7 protein-coding genes and 1 pseudogene are annotated in these 21,399 nt (G+C 41.5%); 7 read left to right on the forward strand and 1 reads right to left on the reverse strand.

What is annotated here, in order from left to right:
- Positions 1–96: 96 nt before the first annotated feature.
- From H9N25_RS06630 to H9N25_RS06650, 5 genes and pseudogenes are all read left to right on the forward strand, one after another.
- A pseudogene (locus H9N25_RS06630) lies at positions 97–1,235 on the forward strand (cystathionine gamma-synthase).
- 207 nt (positions 1,236–1,442) lie between these two features.
- Positions 1,443–2,294: a TIGR02757 family protein gene (locus tag H9N25_RS06635; RefSeq protein WP_190328354.1), complete on the forward strand. Its 852-nt coding sequence runs from the start codon at positions 1,443–1,445 to the stop codon at positions 2,292–2,294.
- A gap of 120 nt (positions 2,295–2,414) precedes the next feature.
- Positions 2,415–3,029 (forward strand): Crp/Fnr family transcriptional regulator, encoded by a 615-nt coding sequence (locus tag H9N25_RS06640; RefSeq protein ID WP_167293951.1) that lies wholly within the window; start codon positions 2,415–2,417, stop codon positions 3,027–3,029.
- A 145-nt stretch (positions 3,030–3,174) separates the two neighbouring features.
- Positions 3,175–3,516 (forward strand): type IX secretion system membrane protein PorP/SprF, encoded by a 342-nt coding sequence (locus H9N25_RS25405; RefSeq protein WP_190328355.1) that lies wholly within the window; start codon positions 3,175–3,177, stop codon positions 3,514–3,516.
- 131 nt (positions 3,517–3,647) lie between these two features.
- Positions 3,648–4,295: a response regulator gene (locus tag H9N25_RS06650; RefSeq protein ID WP_167293953.1), complete on the forward strand. Its 648-nt coding sequence runs from the start codon at positions 3,648–3,650 to the stop codon at positions 4,293–4,295.
- 28 nt (positions 4,296–4,323) lie between these two features.
- Here the strand turns inward: H9N25_RS06650 and H9N25_RS06655 are convergent, their stop codons facing one another.
- Positions 4,324–4,509 carry a hypothetical protein gene (locus tag H9N25_RS06655; protein ID WP_167293954.1) on the reverse strand — a complete coding sequence of 62 codons (186 nt, stop codon included), beginning with the start codon at positions 4,507–4,509 and terminating at the stop codon, positions 4,324–4,326.
- Positions 4,510–5,260: 751 nt separating this feature from the next.
- Here H9N25_RS06655 and H9N25_RS06660 point away from each other — a divergent pair.
- Both H9N25_RS06660 and H9N25_RS06665 read left to right on the forward strand, forming a co-directional pair.
- Positions 5,261–6,046: a hypothetical protein gene (locus tag H9N25_RS06660; protein WP_190328356.1), complete on the forward strand. Its 786-nt coding sequence runs from the start codon at positions 5,261–5,263 to the stop codon at positions 6,044–6,046.
- A 140-nt stretch (positions 6,047–6,186) separates the two neighbouring features.
- Positions 6,187–21,378, forward strand: a complete 15,192-nt coding sequence (locus H9N25_RS06665) for a Calx-beta domain-containing protein (RefSeq protein ID WP_190328357.1) — start codon at positions 6,187–6,189, stop codon at positions 21,376–21,378.
- The last annotated feature ends 21 nt before the right edge of the window (positions 21,379–21,399 follow it).

The raw sequence follows: 21,399 nt of genomic DNA on the forward strand, positions 1-21,399 counted from the left end.
TACAATTTAAATATTAATGTAAAATAGTATCGGGGATGTAGGTGTTTTGGAATCTTATCTCGATACTTGGTACTTGTCAATCTTGATACTATAAAAATGAAATTCGCAACTAAAGCTATACATGCAGGTCAAGAGCCTGATCCAACCACAGGTGCGGTAATGACACCGATATATCAAACCTCTACCTATTGGCAGAAATCTCCTGGAGATAACAAGGGTTATGAGTATTCAAGAGGAACAAACCCAACGCGTAAAGCTTTGGAAGATTGTTTAGCTGCTTTAGAAAACGCTAAATATGGTTTGGCCTTTTCGAGCGGAATGGGGCAACAGATGCCGTATTAAAATTATTGCAACCGGGCGACGAAGTGATTACCGGAAACGATTTGTATGGAGGTTCATACCGGATTTTTACCAAAATCTTCACTAAATACGGAATCAAGTTTCATTTTCTGGATCTTTCTAAGCCAGAGCATATATTGCCGTATATTAATGATAAAACCAAATTGGTTTGGATAGAAACACCTACTAATCCTACCATGCAGATTATCGATATTGAAGGGGTAGCTAAAATTACAAAGGAGAAAAATTTAATCCTTACGGTTGATAATACGTTTGCATCACCTTATTTACAAAACCCGATCGATCTGGGTGCTGATATTGTAATGCACTCGGTAACCAAATATATCGGTGGCCACTCTGATGTGGTAATGGGCGCTTTGGTAACAAACGATGAGCAATTGTATAAAGACCTTTGGTTTATTTATAATGCCTGTGGTGCAACACCTGGTCCGCAAGATGCTTTTTTAGTGTTGAGAGGGATTAAAACGCTCCACCTTCGAATGAAGGCACACTGTGAAAATGGGGAGCGCATTGCACATTATTTAAAAACACATCCAAAAGTTGATAAAATCTATTGGCCAGGTTTTGAAGACCATCCTAATCATGATGTAGCTAAAAAACAGATGCGTGGTTTTGGCGGGATGATTTCGATTACACTAAAAGGTGCTGATCTGGAAGAAACTTTTAGAATCTCTTCTAATTTTAAGGTATTCACCTTAGCTGAATCATTAGGTGGGGTAGAATCACTAATTAACCATCCGGCAACGATGACACATGGTTCTATTCCGAAAGAAGAAAGAGAGAAAGTAGGTGTTACCGATAACTTGCTCCGTTTAAGTGTTGGAGTAGAAGATATTGATGATCTTTTGGAGGATCTAGCAAATGCATTAGTATAATATTTCGAGCGGGCAGATAAAATATTTGCCCGTTTTTTTGTAAAGCAGGTCTTATTCTAAAATTAATGGTAGCCCGGCTTTACACTAAATCTTTTTTGTTTAGGTATCTGCTTCATTAAATTAGCACAAACAAAAAAGGAAACCGTTTCAATCCGGTTTAAATGGCAACGATTGTGCTGCTATTTACGTCTAAAAAAAAAGCTAACGATGCAGTTTTTGGAGTTAAAGAATTTTCTGGATAGTAAAGTTGAACAATATAATCAGCCAAATTTTATAGCAAACGATCCGGTTTGTATTCCGCATCTTTTTGAAAAAAAACAGGATATAGAAATTTCGGGCTTTTTTGCAGCGGTTTTAGCCTGGGGCCAGCGGAAAACAATTATTAATAAATGTAAGGAACTGTTGGGGCGTATGGATAATGCGCCTTATGATTTTGTTGTTAATCATACCGATACCGATTTAAAACGGCTGCTGAATTTTAAACACCGTACATTTAACGATACCGATTTACTTTATTTTATTTCGTTTTTTAAACAGCATTATCAAAACTTCGATAGTTTGGAGCAGGCATTTGTACCAAAACAAAATGTCTTTAGGTCAGAATATTTAGAAGTATCAGCGGCAAAAACTGAAATAAGCTACACTTCTGAGCTATGTTATGCTGCTGCGCTTAATTTCTCGATAGAGCAAGCCCTGAACCATTTCAGACAATATTTTTTCTCCTTGGAAGATTTTCCTCACCGGACGAAGAAACACATTTCCTCGCCAAAGCAAAAATCTACCTGTAAGCGTTTAAATATGTTTTTGCGATGGATGGTTAGGGTAGATCAAAATGGTGTCGATTTTGGTATCTGGAATACGCTTCAGCCAAAAGATTTAATCTGTCCCTGTGATGTACATGTAGATAGGGTAGGGCGACTGCTCGGACTGATTAACAGAAAACAGACTGATTGGTTGACTGCAATTGAATTAACGGACAATCTGAAACAGTTCGATCCTTCAGATCCGGTGAAGTATGATTTTGCACTATTTGGATTAGGGGTAGAAAAGTTATTTTAAAGTTTGTAAAATTTAGAAAATTCAAAAAAAAGATCATTTTTCAATTCAATCTTCCTATACTTACATAGTAATCCTGTTTAGATATATATAGCAGGATTGCGCCTATCCTAATTTCTTGCTATGATCGCAGTTAATTTATCTGATGGAGATAGGTGGAAGAAATACAACGATTTTTCTCCACTAATCTCAGTTTTTAAGAAATTCCATCCGCTTAATAATGAAATAGAAAAGCGGATTAACCAGCATACCTTTCCAATTAGCTACAAAAAAAATAAATATCTGGTTTCACCAGTAGACCGTAACAAGTTCCTTTTTTTAATTGTTAAAGGTGTAGTTAGGGGTTTTATTAAGGATGGAGATAACGAGATTACCACATGGATCGCCAAAGAGAATGAAGTTGTAGGCACTATACGTAATTTGTGGATAGATGGCGAATCGGATGAGTATTTACAGGCATTAGAAGATGTTGATTTAGTTGCTATCCCACATGTATTATCAGAATATCTTTACGAAAATTTTCCTGAAGCCAATATTGTTGGCAGAAAGATGATGGAATTATATTATCGTTCGGCAGAGGAACGTGCTTATCTTTGCCGGATTTCATCTGCCGAGAAAAGATATAAACGTTTTTTAATCTCATTTCCTGATTTGATTAACCGTGTTTCTTTAAAATACATTGCTTCTTTTTTAGCCATCCGACTTGAAACATTGAGTAGGATCAGGGCTAAGATTTAATTCCTTTAATTTGATTTTATTTTCTTGTTTTTTAAATAAAGGATTTAGGATTTTAACAGATCTGAAGTTCCTTCGTGAAAAGGAAATACGCTGAACAAGCAATTTTATATAGCCGAAGCCTTATTATTATTGAGCTGACGAGACATTGTTTCTGCTTTCTGAAGATTTTCAGGCTAAACCTACTTTCCTGTTAAAATACGGCCTGGGAGGCCCGACGAGCTTGGATCTGAATGCATTTTTGATGATCGAAGATTTTATCTGGCTTGACTGTTCCTACCAGACAGGAGTAAAGCTGTATGATAAAAACTATTTGCAACATGATCTTACATCCTGGAACGCTGTTGTAGGAGCAGTACATATTTTTTCATCAGAAAAACTCAGAATTGGTTTATGGTACGGTTTTTCAATTGACCCGCTAGAGGGCAATAACAGCGGCAAACATGAGATTTTCTTTCCATACCGTTCATTAAACCAAAGATCAGATTAGCAGGTCTCAAGACGTTTTAAACAAAACTGTGAACTTGTGTATAATAATATTTACACATTTAAACGAAAAATTAACTACAATTGCGTACAAAAAAATAACTTTTTATTAACTTGCAGAATATTCTTAAAATAATGAAAACAAAAAATGCCGTAAGTACTTTTACTGTGCTCATCGCTGATGATCACGAGATCATCCGTCGTGGATTAAAAGGTTTAATATCAGACTTTTGGCCTGGTGTTGAAATCATTCATGCAGCTAGCTTAGAGCAGGCGCTTGTGGAAACAGAAAAATCACCAAGTTTAATCATCATTGACGTGAATTTGCCCGGAGGTAACAATCTTAAGGTAATCGACCAAATTAAATTGGTTCAGCCGAATGCGAAAATCCTGGTATTTTCATCTTTGAATGAAAACATTTATGCTGTTCCGTATTTAAAGTCTGGTGCATCGGGTTACTTAACCAAAAATGCAGAAGAATCAGAAATTGTAACCGCCATTACAACCATTTTAGCAGGCAGTCGCTATTCGAGCAGAAATGTTAAGGAAAACATGTTCAACAGCATATTGGGGAACGATGCCGATAATCCTTTTACCAAACTTTCGGGTAGAGAATTAGAAGTAGCAGAATTATTAACTAAGGGGATTGGAGTATTAGAAATTTCTAATCAGCTAAATCTTCAAATGGGAACAGTAAGTACTTATAAATTGAGGCTTTTTCAAAAGCTGAAAATAAAAAGTATTATAGAACTAGCTGAAAAGATGAGTATCTATGAAAGATAAAAAGAGTATTTTACTCTTTTTATCTTTTCTAAGCCTTCCTGTTTTTATTTACCGTACCAAGCCCACTCGCTCCTGATTCGTTAGGTGTGGAGCCAGCCTGACCAAATTTATCTGAAGAACCCTTTCCGTTTTGATCGAAGGAAGCCTTTCCCTTTGAGCTTCCTTTACTTTTATGCTCTTTTTCAGCTGTGTTTTTATCGTTTCTGGTTTTCATAACATAAATATTTTATTACTCACTCAACATTTTAAAACGGTCAAAGTTTTATTTAATTCTTGCCATTCGAACTACTTCTAATTAAAATAATTTCTGATTATTTAAAATGAACGGCCCATATAATAGCTGTATTTGATATTGTTTGGTATAAGCATAGCTATAGGTTGTATTTATTTATTTGATTAATATCAAAACATCTGATTGATAGGTGTTTGTGAAATATGTTAATATATGCTTTAAACCAATATTTTAATTGATAAATATCAAATTATTGATTTTATGTATAATTAATTATACTTATTTTGCACCTAACTTGAAAAAAGTGACCGTTAATAATATATCTTTGCGCATATAAATAAATAATAAAGTGCGCTACTAAAAATAATGCTCGTAAAATTTTCTGTTTTTGAAACCATGGGTTTTAAGATTACGTAAATACTTTTTTGAAATAAAACAGCATTATAAAAAGGTATCATTCCCCCTAATGATACAAGCGCATGTCGTCTCAGCCTATGAATAAAAAATTACACTCTCCGTCTCGCTATTTGCGTATTTTTTTTGGTAAGGAAATTAATTTAAGAGCACAATTTCGCTCCATTAACCGTGCATTTTTCGCTATTTCTGTCTTGCTTTTTGTGTATCTGTTTCAAATGCACAAACGCCTATATGCGCTACACCTGGTGCAGATGGTGCAGCAAATTTAAGTACCGCTGCAAATACATTTTATCCTTCCAAATCTGGAAATATTACTTTGAACTCTGGAAGTACTTCTTTAGAGTTGGATCCAGTACCGGCTTCATTTCAGGTAGGTAGCACTGTATTTTCTTTTGGTAACACACAAATAACCAAAGGTAATTTGTTGTTAATCATTCAGATGCAGGGTGCTGATGCCAATACAACCAATACTTCATCATATGGATCAGGCATAGCTGCCAATAATGGTTCTGGTTATACGGGAACAGTAACGGCTGGCCGTTATGAGTATGTAGTTGCACTTAATGATGTAACCACTGCAGGGGGAACATTGCAATTTAAAGCATCGGGAACAGGCGGCGGATTGGTAAATAGTTATGTGAATTCGGATGCAACTGCTACAAAGGGGCAAAGGCGTTTCCAGATTGTGCGTTTAATGCAATATTCTAATCTGACGATGACCACCGATATCAAAACCATTCCCTGGAATGGTAAAGCTGGTGGTTTAATTGCAATTGATGTTGCCGGAACTTTAACCATGAACGGTCGTGTAATTGATGCAAGTGCAACTGGTTTTCGGGGTGGTTATTTATTACCTAGAACCATATTAAATAAGCAAGAGAGTTTATACGTCACCACAGATCCCTCCTTGGCAAGTACAAAGGGAGAAGGTATTGTAGGTACGCCACGTTTTATGTGGGATGGCTATAACCAGGTAGATAATGGTGTGCAGGGTTATCCGGATGGCGATTATGGCCGAGGTGCACCGGGTAACGCTGGTGGAGGCGGTAACGTGCACAATGCCGGTGGAGGGGAGGCGGTAACGGCTCTGCAGGTGGATTAGGCGGATGGGCTTGGGTTGGTGCAACTGGAGACAACACACTTACGGGTGGCCGGCAAGGTTCTACCGTTCCTTATGCAATAAACAGGTTATTTCTTGGAGGTGGCGGAGGTGCGGGTGATGCCAATAATGCAACTAATGGTGTGAGAGGTGGGGTTGGTGGTGGTATTATCCTCATCACAGCCAATAAAATAGACGGAACAGGAACTATCCTGGCCAACGGAGGCAGGGGTGAAGCAGGTGGTTTAGGCAGCGCTGCAGATGGTGCCGGCGGTGGTGGCGCAGGTGGAACAATATTTATTAATGTAGCCAACCCAAGCCCAACAGCTACCTTAACTATCCAAGCAAAAGGTGGTAATGGAGGAAATTCTTTTACTACAACTGCACATGGTCCTGGTGGTGGTGGTGGCGGTGGTGTAATCCACTATAAAATCCCTAATGCTACCGTAACTACTAGCACTGCAGGTGGTTTAAGTGGAAGAACAAATGATGGCGTTACACAGGCTGGAAATGCAAATTCTAATGTTCCTTATGGTGCAACAGATGGTTCAACTCCTGGCGTGGTGAATCAGTTCACTTTTAATGATTTACCTCCGGAGCTTCAGGGTGTAAGCTCAACCTGTTTACCAAATTTAGTTATCACCAAATCCAGAGCTAATCCAACAGTTTCAGTACCTGCTGGTTCTACCACGGTTTATACGATCAATATTAATAATACGGGTGGTGGTGCAGAAGGCGTTAGGATAAATGACCAACTGCCTGCAGGTTTAACATTTTTATCAGCTACGATTGTTTATTCTACCAGTCCATCAACCGTAGTTACAGTAACCAATAGTGGAACAGCCACTTCACCGGTATTGGGGAATTTTAATATTCCTGCTGGGACGTCGGCAACTATTCAACTGACGGTTACTATCCCAGCTGCAACGGCTCCTGGTACGTATAGCAATCCGGCCCAGGTAACTTATCTTGATCCGACACGTACTGCTGCAAACCCTACCAGGTTAATTTCTCCTGCATCCTTTGCTATAGCAGGTACAAATACCACTTATGAAACTGGTGGAACTGTTGGTGGAAGCAATTATAACCCTGCTTTACCAGATGAAGATTTACTGTTAACCAAACCCAATATATCAATCGTAAAAACGGTTAGTCCAACCTGTATTGCTACCGGTAGCAATGCTACTTATACCATTACAGTTAAAAATGAAGGTACTACAACCTTAAATACATTTTCTGTAACAGATGTAATTCCGACCGGAATGACATTTGTAAGTTCAACGGGAACAACTGCTCCCTGGACTATTTCGAATGCTGGTACAACTTATACCTTTAACTACAATTCAGGTACTGGCCTTACAACGGGACAAACGGTCTCTTTTACTATTACCGCAACGGCAACAACAGTACAACCTTCTGGCAATTGGTCTAATACGGCATCGGTAAGTGGGGGAAGTAATTCGACTGTTTTACTTTATGCAAATCCTACTACGGCCACATCATCAATTACTTCTGGTGGTACGGCATGTAACGACGGTACATTTTTTATTAGGGGGAATACCCCGACAGTAGGTACCGGGCAATGGAGTCTTACTGCGAATCCAGGTGGCTTTGCCACACTTAATAACCCTAACCAGGCAAATGCAACTGTGGTGGGGGTAAGAAATGGCTCGCCTGTAACTGCCCGTTGGACCATTACCAATGGTACCTGTAGCAGTACTTCAGATTTGGTATTAACCAATAATAGTGTACTACCTACTGGTACTTTAAGTATAGTTGGTAACGCGAGTGGCACTGTTTGTTCTCCTTCACCAACACCTAATCTTCAGGTTGCATTAACCGGAACGCCTAACTGGAGTATCAGCTATAGAAACCCTACAGGTTTATTAGTGAATGTACCAGGAATAACAACAAGTCCGTATATCATATCTTCAACAACAGTAGGTACTTATACTTTGGTTTCTGTAACTGATAATACAGGCTGTAGCGGAACCGTTAGTGGTACCGTAGTGCTTAATCAAAGTCCGGCAACAGTTGCTGGTACAGTAAGCGGAGCACAAAGCATTTGTTTTAATACTGCACCAACGGCATTGTCTATAAGTGGACAAACCGGTAATGTTGTTTTTTGGCAATCTTCTCCAAATAACAGTACGTGGACGGATATTGCAGGAACGGAAAACTTAACTTCGATCACACCAGGTGCTTTAACCGCAACTACTTATTATAGGGTGAGGGTTAAAAGCGGTGCCTGTGGCGAAGCCATAACACCTGCCATTACGGTTACGGTAAACGCATTGCCAACCGGATCGGCAACACCAGCCAGTCAGAATATTTGTAGTGGTGCAGCCATTGCTACCGTTAATTTTAGTGGGGCAACAAGTTATACCTGGGTACGGGATAATAATACCAACGTAACCGGGATCGTAAGTAGCGGTTCGGGGACGAGTGTTAGCGGAACTTTAACGAATACAACAGGTTCGGCACAAGTGGTTACTTTTACCGTAACACCAATTGCCAATGGCTGTTCGGGCAATACCTTTACTTTTACGATAACCGTTCAGGGTATTGTAACTGCCGGATCTATTGGCAGCAATCAGTCGATTTGTACCAATACTCAACCAGCGGCATTAACTTCGGTAGCTGATGGGACAGGATCGGGTACCATTAGTTATATTTGGGAAAACTCTACAAACGGAACAACATGGTCCGCTATTTCAGGTGCAAATGCTGCAACTTTTCAGCCCCCTGTTTTAACCACCACTACTTTATACAGAAGAACAACTGTTTCAACTGCTGCAACGGCATGTTCGTCAGCGCCATCGTCTCCTGTAACCATAACCGTTAGTGCATTGCCAACAACGGCTAATGCAGGTGCCGATCAAACACAATACAATTCAGGAACATTTACTTTACAAGGAAATGCGCCAACTTCGGGTACCGGTGTTTGGACAGTTGTTAACGGATCGGCCGCAATTACTACACCAACAAACCGCAATACTACCGTAACAGTTGCAAAAAATACCTCTGCCACCTTACGTTGGACAATTACAAGCTCTCCTTGTGCATCTTCTGCCGATGATGTTGTAATTACATATACTGAAAGTACCGATTTACAAATTGCAAAAACAGTAAATAAAACAAACCCTACAGTTGGCGAAAATGTAACTTTTACCATTACCGCAACCAATAACGGGCCAAGTAATGCAACAGGCGTACAGGTGAATGATCTATTAAAATCAGGCTATACCTTCGTAAGTGCAACGCCAGGAACCGGAACCTATAATTCGGCTACGGGTGTTTGGACTATTGGTGCGTTAAATAGCGCATCTTCGCAAACATTAAGTATTGTTGCTACGGTTAACGCCAATGCCACAGCGGCCAACTATGGTAACGATGTGAATATTACAGGTACAGAAACAGACCCAACACCTGCAAATAATTCGACATCTATTACCAATATTGTTCCGGTCCCTTCAATTGATTTATCCTTAACTAAAACTGCATCACCGAAACCAGCTGTTGCAGGTAACGCTTTAACTTATACCATCACTTTAACCAATAACGGTCCGAGTACTTTAAGATCGACGGATGTAGTAAAGATTACCGACAATCTTCCAGCCGGATTTACTGCAACTACTTTTACAGCATCAACAGGTACTTTTACCAGTGCAAACGGTAATTGGACTGGCTTAACTTTAGCAACCGGACAAAATGCAACCTTAACAATTGCGGGTACACTTGCTGCAACAGCAACTGGTACCATTAGCAATACTGCGAGTGTAACTGCTCCAACTGGCACGGTTGATCCGAATTTGACCAATAACAGCCAAACAGATAATACCACTATTAACAGACAGGTTGATTTAGTGCTTGCAAAAACTGCATCACCCAAACCAGTTGTAGCTGGTGGAGCATTAACCTATACCATTACCTTAACCAATAACGGAAGCAGTGCGCTACTCTCAACTGATGTTGTAAACGTGGTAGATAACCTTCCGGCAGGATTTACTGCAACAACTTTTACTGCTGCAACAGGTACTTACGACCAAACCAACGGAAATTGGACAGGCTTAACCTTAAGCAACGGTCAATCTACTACATTAACCATTGCCGGAACCGTTGCAGCCAATGCAAGCGGAACCTTAAATAACTCCGCTACAGTTACTGCGCCATCAGGAACAACTGATACTAATACTGGTAATAATACTGCAACAGATGCAACAACAATAAACCGTTCAATAGATTTTGCTATTGCAAAAACCGCTACACCAAATCCGGTAATTGCAGGCGAAGCCTTAACCTATACCATTACGCTTACCAATAACGGAACCAGCCAGTTATTAAACAGCGATATTGTTAAAGTAGTAGATGTTTTACCTGCTGGTTTTACCGCAACGGGTTACAACACTTCATCAGGGACTTATACCAGTACAAATGGAAACTGGACAGGCTTAACTTTAAGCAACGGACAATCGGCAACTTTAACCATAGCCGGAACAGTAGCTGCTGCTGCAACAGGAAGTTTAAGCAATACGGTAACTTTAACCCCTCCAACGGGTATAAGCGATCCAAATACTACAAATAACACCGCTACGAACAATACTACTATAAATGCTAAACCAGTACTTGCCATTACCAAAACAGGATCTTCAGGTTTAACAGCTGGTTCGGCAGTAACTTATACTTTAAGGATTGTAAACAATGGAAGCAGCAATGCTGTAAATGCCGACATTACTGATGCCGTACCTGCAGCCATACAAGGCGTAACCTGGACCAGTACCGCTGAAGGTACAGCTGCTGTTACCACAGGGGCATCGGGTAGTGGAAATACCGTTAATTTAAAAGTTAATATCCCGGCAGGAAGTGCGAATGCTATAAATGTAACCATACAAGGTACGGTAAATCCAGGAGCAACAGGTAGCATCACCAATACTGCAACCGTAACTCCGGCAGAACCACAGGGAACGGGAAGTACCTCAAGTGTAAATTCGAATATTACCAGTACATCAGGTGTAACGATTTCAAAAACTGCGGTATCATCAGCAACTGCAGGAAATACACTTACCTACCAGATTCAGCTTGCAAACAATGGCCCAAGTAATGCAACAGGTGTACAATTGACCGATGTTGTTCCTGCTTCTTTAACGAATGTGACCTATACAAGCCAGGTATTGGGTACAGCTGCTGTAACTGCAGGTGCAACTGGTACTGGGAATAATATTAGCCTTACCGGTAATATTCCGGCAGGGGCAGCCAATAAAATCATCATTAATGTTACCGGTACCATCAAACCAGATTTTGAAGGAACCATCACCAATACTGCTACGGCAACACCACAGGAAAGTGGAAGTACACCTGTAAATGCACAGGCCATAACTGCAGTAAGTAGAAACCCGGTATTTACCATTACAAAGAGTGGCCCAAGTACTGCCATTGCCGGTAATAATATTGTTTATTCGATAACCGTAAAAAACACAGGACCATCAAATAGCTTAAATACAGTAATTACAGATGCGATACCGGCATCGATAACGAATACCAGTTGGACAAGCGCCGTAACGGGGGGGACGGCAACAATATCTGCCGGGGCAACGGGTACGGGTAACAACCTGAGTTTAACCGGAAGTTTCCAGGCAAACAGTACGGTTCAGATTACTGTATCTGGAAAAATCGCAAGCAATGCGTCGGGTAGTATTACCAATACCGCAACAGTTACTCCAGCAGAAAGCGGTGTATCTCCAATTACCTCGAGCCCGGTTAACACTTCGTTAACAACTCAATCGGGTTTAACGGTATTGAAGAGTGCGCCTTCCACTATCATTTCTGGCGCAAACATTAGCTATACCATAGAAATAGGAAATAACGGACCAAGTGATGCCATTAATGCAACGTTAAATGATGCCATTTCTGCTCAGGTTTTAAACCCGACATGGACATCAACCGCTCAAGGTGCTGCAGTAATCAACGCTGGCGCAACAGGCAGTGGCAATAACTTGCAAACAGGGCTAACCATCCCGGCAGGTGCAGCAAATAAAGTAATTGTAACTGTTACTGGAAAAGTAAATCCGGCATTTAACGGTACCTTAAGTAATACTGCGACCGTAACTGCCACTGAAACTGGAAGTCCTTCTCCGTCATCAACAACCAATACAACGATTAATAGAACACCAACAGTAGCAATTACTAAAAATGGTCCTACGGCTTTAATAGCAGGAGAGAACATTACTTACACGCTTGATGTATTTAATACCAGTACAGCCGATGCGCAAAATTTAAGCATAGCCGACGTGGTTTCTAACCAGATTAGTAATGTAAGCTGGACGGCTACTGCCTCAGGTACTGCGCAGGTATTAACAGGGGCAAGCGGAACCGGAAATACCGTTGCAATTACGGGTAATATACCTGCAGGAAATGCAAACCATATTACAGTAAGCATTACGGGTAAGGTTAGTGCAGCATTAAACGGTAGTTTAGCTAACACGGCAACGGCTACGCCATCAGAAAGCGGAACAACACCTGCAACATCAACCATTAGCACTACTGTAAGCAAAATCCCTGTTTTAGCGATACAAAAAAGCGGACCATCATCTATTAATGCTGGCGAACAGATCAGTTATAGCATTACCGTTACCAATCAAGGTACGGCCAATGCGAATGCATCAGTAATTACCGATGCCATTCCGGCAAGTATTTTAAATCCATCATGGACCACTGCAGTTTCTGGAACAGCCATAGTTACTGCAGGTGGCACAGGAAGTACAAATGCATTAAGTGTAACAGGCGATATTCCGGCAGGAGCAGCAAATAAAATTGTAATTACCGTAACCGGAACTGTGGATGCAGGTACTGCGGCAACAAGTATTGCAAATAGCGCTACTGTTACACCTGCAGAGAGTGGAGCTACAGCTCAAACATCCAATACCGTAACTACTTCGGTAAGTAAATTACCATCAATTAGCTTAACTAAAACGGGACCAGCAACAGCTAAGGCTGGCGAAACCGTTACTTATATTATAGAAGCCATCAACAATGGCCCTTCTAATGCCAGCAATTTAAGTATTACAGATGCTATCCCAACACAGTTAACAGGTGTAACCTGGACAGCTGTAGCTTCGGGAACATCTACAGTAAATGTAGCTTCAGGCACTGGAAATGTGAGTTTAACCAGCAACTTAAAGGTAGGTGCTGCAAATAAAGTGACTATAACAGCCACAGGAACAATTGCTGCAGGCCAAAGTAATGTAACCATTACGAACCAAGCGGTGGCTACACCTACCGAAGCAGGAGTAGCACCCGTTAACTCAAATGCGGTGAACACTGCGATTTCTAATAAAAGTACAATCACTATCGTTAAAGCAGGGCCTTCATCTGTTAATGCTGGTGAAAATATAACCTATACGTTAAACATCAAGAATGCGGGTCCAAGTAATGCGGTTGCTGCTGTAATTGCAGACAATATTCCAAGTGGCATAACTAATGTAAGCTGGTTTACTGCTGTTACAGGTACTGCAAGTATTACTTTAGGTGCATCAGGAACAGGAAACAACCTAAGTATTACAGGTGATATACCTGCTGGAGCAGCAAATGCTATTAATGTAACTATTACGGGTAAAGTAAACACCGCATTTACAGGTAGCTCTTTATCAAATTCGGCAACTGTAACACCATCAGAGGCTGGTAATCCGGTTGTAACTTCGAATACCGTTACTTCTGCTGTTACAAAACAGGCTGACTTAAGAATAGAAAAAACCGGACCAACAGCAGCAATTGCTGGAGAGCAGGTAAGTTATACCATCACGGTAACCAATGCCGGACCAAGCGACGTTACTGCCGCAAGAATTGTGGATACTTTTGATGCAAACCTTTTAACACCAACCTGGACGGTTGCTACACAAGGTGCGGCAACAGCAAGTGTAGGTAGTGGCTCAGGAAATATCGACATTACAGGTAATCTTACAGCAAATGCAGCTGATAAAATTATCATCACAGTTACAGGCAGGATTTCGCCAACACTAAGCACCAGTATTTCTAATACTGCAACAGCAACTCCACCTTCAGGTGTAACCGATTTGACGCCTGCAAGCAGTACCGTTACAACCACTACTTCAAGAAAAGCAAATGTGCGTATTACAAAATCTGGTCCAGCAAATGTTGGAGCTGGAGAGGTAATTTCTTATACGTTGCGTATTGTAAACGATGGACCAAGTACGGCTACCACAACTTCAATACTCGATAATATCCCATCCGAAATTATAAGTGACATAAGTTGGAATGTGGTTGCTTCAGGTGGTGCAACGTCAACGATAAGTGGAAACCAAACTTCAAGAAATGTAAGCTTCGATGCAACAATTCCGCCAACAACCGGGCTTATTCTGGTCAATATTACCGGAAAAGTAGACCCAGCATTAACGCAAGGGCAAACCATTTCAAATACAGCAACAGCTACCGTAAGCGCTGGTATTACTGATCCGGATCTTTCTGATAATACTTCAACAAAAGTAACAATTGTAGATAACGATCCGGTATTCAGGGTTTCAAAATCGGGTCCGGCGAATGCGAATATAGGAGACCCGATAACCTATACTATTGTGGTGAATAATACGGGTGCCGGAAATATTACCGATGCCTTTATTATTGATAATGTACCAGTAGATGTGCAGGTAAACAGCTGGACTGCAGTGGCTACCGCAGGTGCTTCAGTTACAGGAACAACTTCTGGGTCAACAAATTCGATATCAACTAAAGGAAATATTAATTCTGGAACAGGAACGATTACTGTTACGGTGAATGGTATTATTAAACAAACCGCAAGAGCGGTGTTTACCAATACCGTTGAAGTAACCGCTAGTGATGTTAAACAAAGTTCTGTTACCACAAGCATAAATAAATCAACAGATATTGCAATTAGCAAAACTGGTCCTCAAACCATATCTGCTGGAGAAAATATCAGCTATGCTATTAATGTAGTTAATAATGGTCCTGTTGATGTTAGCGGATTAACTATTGCAGATGTGGTACCAGCAGGCATTACCAATGTAAGCTGGTCGGCAACTGCCAGTGGAACTGCAGTTATAACCGGCCCTACAACAGGTAATGGAAATAATATTTCTGTTGGTGCGAATATCAACGCAGGAAGTACAAATTTTGTTACCATTTTGGTGAGTGGAAAAGTACCATCGAGCACCGCTGCATCAACCTTAACCAATACGGCAACGGTAACTTTACCGACAGAAATAGCAGATTTTAATACCACAAACAATTCATCAACAGTAAATACAACTGTGGTAAATTCACCTAGTTTAGTGGTACAGAAAAGTGGCCCTAGCACTGCCGCTTCTGGAACGCAGATTAATTATACCCTTACAGTTAGTAATAACGGACCAAGTGATGCAGCAGCAGTAAATATTGCTGATATAATCCCAGCAGATATTACCAATGTAAGCTGGACAGCTGTAGCAAATGGTACAACTTCCATTACCTCAGGTGCAAGTGGTAGCGGAAATAATGTAACGGTAGTTGGAAATATTCCTTTTGCTTCTGGCAACTCTATTACCATCAATGTTGTTGGAACCATAAATCCTGCTTTTGCCGGAAATATATTAAATACCGCATCGGCAAAAATTGGTGCAGGTGGGACTCCGGTAAATTCGCCAACGGTTACCACAGTAGTGGCTAAACAAACCAATTTAAGTGTCATTAAATCAGGTCCAGCAACTTTAAGTGCTGGTTTACCAATAAGTTATACCATAGAAGTAACCAATGCTGGCCCAAGTAGTGCAAGCGGAACAGTAATTACCGATGCAATTCCTGCAGCAATACAAAATGTAACCTGGAGTACAACAGCTACCAATGGTGCAACTGTGAGTGCAGGGGCTACTGGAAGCGGAAATACGCTATCTGTAACAGGAAATATTCTAGCAGGTGGTAATTCAAAAATATTGATTACCGTAAATGGTGTTGTGGCCTCTAATGCAACTACAAACATTGTAAATAGTGCTACAGCAACTCCTGCAGAACCAGGTAACCCACCCGTGGTTTCTACACCAGTAACTACGGTGTTACAGAAAACACCTGGATTAGCGCTTTCTAAATCAGCACCTGGTACAGCATCTAGCGGACAGCAGATTACGTACACTTTAAAATTAACCAATACAGGGCCATCTGATGCAGTAAATACTACTATTGCCGACGTGGTTCCTGCTGATATTAGTAATGTACAATGGACAGCTACGGCTAGCAATGGAGCGGTAGTTAATGGAACAGCTTCGGGCACAACAAATAATGTGTCTACCGCTGTAGATGTTCCGGTGAATGGTGTAATCAACATCGTTATAACCGGTACCATTAATCCAACTTATGTTGGCACCATTGTAAATAACGCTTCAGCAACTCCATCAGAACCTGGTGTTGCGGCTAAAACAGCCAGTGCTGCAACTACGGTTTCGGCTATGGTTAGTCCGGTAATAACCAAAAGTGGTCCAACTACAGCTTTAGCTGGGGAGGAAATTAATTACCAGATCCGGGTTCGGAATAACGGCCCAAGTACTGCCTTAAATGCGGTAATTACAGATGTGCTTTCGAACAACTTAACCAATGTTCAATGGACAGCTACGGCTCAGGGTAATGCAATCATCAACTCTGGGAATTCAGGAAATACCGGTTCAATCAGTATAAATGCCAACATACCGGCAGGTACAAATGATGTGATCATCATCAATGTTAAAGGAACAATAGCCAGTTCATTTTCAGGTACGATTTCGAATTCTGCTACAATTACGCCATCGGAAGCTGGAAGTACACCAGTTACTTCTGCTGCAGTGGTAACCACAGTAAGCAGAAAACCAATATTAAAAATTAGTAAAGTTGGCCCTGCAACCTTAACAGCTGGCAATAACATTAATTACCTGATTAATGTAAGCAACGAAGGAACAGGTAATGCTGTAAATTTAAGTGTAACTGATGTTGTACCAGCTGCGATTACAAACGTTGCAATTACAGTAAGCAGTACGGGTAATGCTACTATTGCCAATAGCAGTGTTACCGGAAATACCGTTTCGGTAACGGGCGATATTAATGCAGGTAATGGCAATGGTTTTACCATTTCGGTAACTGGAAAAGTTCCGGCAAATTATACCGGTACATTGGCAAATACAGCAACAGCTACACCTTCAGAGGCTGGAGCTGCGTCGTCGTCCGCTACTGCAAATACAGTAGTTAGTAGGGTACCAGTCCTCGAAATTATTAAAACCGGACCAGCTATTGCAAACGCAGGTGCGGCAATAGAATATATTATTACGGTACGAAATACCAGCACCAGCGATGCCCTGGCATCGGTAATTACAGATGCTGTACCATCAGGAATCCAAAATGTAAGCTGGACGACAAGTGTTGCCGGAGCTGCAACTGTATCTTCTGGAAGTACAGGAACAGGGAATTCGGTTTCATTAACGGCCAATATACCTGCCGGATCAGGCAATACGGTAAGCATTTCTATAAAAGGTGTTATCCCTTCTGGTGCAGCAGGAAGTTTAACCAATGCGGCTGTAGCTACACCTGTTGAAGCAGGAACCACTGCTGCGACATCGGCAACAGTAACAACCACAATCCAAACCAGTACCGACCTCTATGTAACCAACGCTGTTGCTAATGCTTTCTTAAAAGTTGGCCAAAATGCGGTATTTACCATCACTGCAGGTAATAATGGTCCAAGTGATGCAACAGGAGTTAACGTTGCAGATTTATTGCCAGTTGGATATCAGTTCGTATCTGCTTCGGCAACACAAGGAACCTATAATCAATCTACAGGTGTATGGACTGTTGGTAACTTAAACAGTGGCGCAAATAGCGTGCTAACCATTACTGCAACGGTAAAATTAGGAACCGATTATAACACAACCGCCACTATTTCTGGGGCGCAAAATGATCCTGTTACCAATAACAATAAAGCATCTGCCGGAATAACTATTGTAAATAGCGATCCGGTTTTAGTTGCCGATACCAAATCAACCAATGAGGATGTAACATTAACCGTTAGTGCCGCAAATGGCGTATTGAGCAATGACAGCGATATCGATAATAATACCTTAACCATAACTAAATACAGTATTGCAGGTGTTGATTATACTCCGGGTTCTTCAAACCTGATTACAGGTGTGGGTACCATTACGCTTAATGCCGATGGAAGTTATGTATTTGTACCTGTAGCCAATTATAATGGTACAGTTCCGGCTATTACCTATACAGTAAGTGACGGTAATGGAGCTGCGGTAAATAGCACTTTAACCATAACGGTAAATCCAATAAACGATGCGCCTTCATTTGTAAAAGGCGCAGATCAGCTCGTAAATGCGAACGCTGGTGCACAAACAGTAAACAACTGGGCTACAGCTATTGTAGCTGGTCCTGCTGATGAAGTTGCAAGTCAAACGGTAAACTTTGTGGTGAGTAATAACAGCAACACATCGTTTACAGTACAACCTGCTATTGATGCCTCAGGAAAGCTAACTTACACACCTTCAGTAAACTTTGCAGGCAAGGTTACTGTAACTGTAGTATTAAATGATAATGGAGGTACAGCAAATGGAGGTGTAGACCAAAGTGCAGCACAAACTTTTATCATTTCTATTAAACCTGTAGGTTTAACTGATAACGTAAATACTTTGGTTAATACCCCTGTAACTACCGATGTTAAAGCCAATGATGGGGCAACCGCTAGCAATACAACTGTATTAGCAGGAAATGGTGCACACGGTACAACCACTGTTGATGCAACAGGAAAAGTTACCTATACCCCAAATGCAGGTTATACCGGAACGGATAGTTATACCTATACCTTAACAACAGCTGATGGAGTAGTAAGTGATCCGATTACGGTTAATGTGAGTATCTATCCAACAGTGGTATTATCAGGACCGACATCCGTTAACGAAAATGCAGGTGTAGTTAATTATACCGTTACCCTTACTGGAACAGCCGGAACAACCCTGGCATCGCCAGTAACTGTAGTCACCGGAATAACACCGAATACTACAAATGCCGCAGATTATAACTTTAACAGCTCGACCATTACTTTCCCGGCGGGATCGGTTGTTGGTGCAGCCAGTGGTACCATTACTTTCCCTGTGACCATTGTTGATGATAATCTGCTTGAAAATACAGAAGATTATACCGTTTCTATCGGATCGATTACAGGTCCGGCATCTTTAGGAAATGCAAGTGTAAACACATCTATTATTGATAACGATAATGCTTCTGTTGCCATCAATAATATTTCAGTTGCAGAAGATATAACCGGTGGTTTAGCTACCTTCACGGTAACCTTAACAGGAGCGGTGCAGAACAGCTTTACAGTTAATTTTGCGACTGCCGATGGTACAGCTGTTCAACCGGGCGATTATACTGCAACCAGTGGAACCATCACTTTCCCGGCAGGGTCGGTAAGTGGTGCTACGCAAACTTTTACCGTTCCAATAATAGACGATAACATTGCCGAAACAACCGAAACCTTTACGGCCACACTTTCGGGAGTAACGGGGCTGGTAACCATTGCGACAGCAACTGGAACAGCCACCATCATTGATAACGATAGCTCGATTGCAAGCATCACAGCTGGTACACCTGGTAACGAAAACGGTCCTGTTAACGGAACCTTTACGGTAACATTAAGCAACCCATCATCACAGCCTACTACCATTACCTATACTTTAGGTGGAACGGCTACCGAAGGAAGTGATTATAGTACTATTGTAACCAAAACCATTACCATCCCGGCTGGTCAGACCACCGGAACGATTACCATTCCGGTATTAGCCGACAATATTGTTGAGGGTACCGAAACGGTTATTGCTACTTTAACCAGTTCTGGCAATCCGTTGGTAACGGTGAGCAATACACCTGCAAGCATCAATATTCTTGATAACACGACTGCAACGGTCACAGTTGCTGCCACTAACGATGGTGCAGAGCCGAGCACACCAGGCCTGTTCACCTTTACCTTAAGCAATGTATCTGCAACCGATACGCAGATTACTTATAGCGTAACAGGAACAGCAACAAGCGGTACAGATTATACATCGATCGGTACCACGGTGACAATCCTGGCCGGGCAGACCACTGCAACGGTAAGTGTACCTGTATTGGATGATAACATTGCTGAAGGAACAGAAACGGTGATACTGGCCATGACTGCTGCCACCAGCAATCCATCAATTACCGCAAATACGGCACCAGCAACGGTTAACATTACCGATAACGATAGCTCGATTGCAAGCATCACAGCTGGTACACCTGGTAACGAAAACGGTCCTGTTAACGGAACCTTTACGGTAACATTAAGCAACCCATCATCACAGCCTACTACCATTACCTATACTTTAGGTGGAACGGCTACCGAAGGAAGTGATTATAGTACTATTGTAACCAAAACCATTACCATCCTGGCTGGTCAGACCACCGGAACGATTACCATTCCGGTATTAGCCGACAATATTGTTGAGGGTACCGAAACGGTTATTGCTACTTTAACCAGTTCTGGCAATCCGTTGGTAACGGTGAGCAATACACCTGCAAGCATCAATATTCTTGATAACACGACTGCAACGGTCACAGTTGCTGCCACTAACGATGGTGCAGAGCCGAGCACACCAGGCCTGTTCACCTTTACCTTAAGCAATGTATCTGCAACCGATACGCAGATTACTTATAGCGTAACAGGAACAGCAACAAGCGGTACAGATTATACATCGATCGGTACCACGGTGACAATCCTGGCCGGGCAGACCACTGCAACGGTAAGTGTACCTGTATTGGATGATAACATTGCTGAAGGAACAGAAACGGTGATACTGGCCATGACTGCTGCCACCAGCAATCCATCAATTACCGCAAATACGGCACCAGCAACGGTTAACATTACCGATAACGATAGCTCGATTGCAAGCATCACAGCTGGCACACCTGGTAATGAAAACGGTCCTGTTAACGGAACCTTTACGGTAACATTAAGCAACCCATCATCACAGCCTACCACCATTACCTATACTTTAGGTGGAACGGCAACAGAAGGAAGCGATTACTCAGCTATTGTAACCAAAACCATTACCATCCCGGCTGGTCAGACCACCGGAACGATTACCATTCCGGTATTAGCAGATAATATTGTTGAGGGTACCGAAACGGTTATTGCTACTTTAACCAGTTCTGGCAATCCGTTGGTAACGGTGAGCAATACACCTGCAAGCATCAATATTCTTGATAACACCACGGCTACGGTAACAGTTGCTGCCACTAGCGATGGTGCAGAGCCGAGCACACCGGCCTGTTCACCTTTACCTTAAGCAATGTATCTGCAACCGATA

Source organism: Pedobacter riviphilus, from assembly GCF_014692875.1.
GTDB lineage: Bacteria > Bacteroidota > Bacteroidia > Sphingobacteriales > Sphingobacteriaceae > Pedobacter > Pedobacter riviphilus.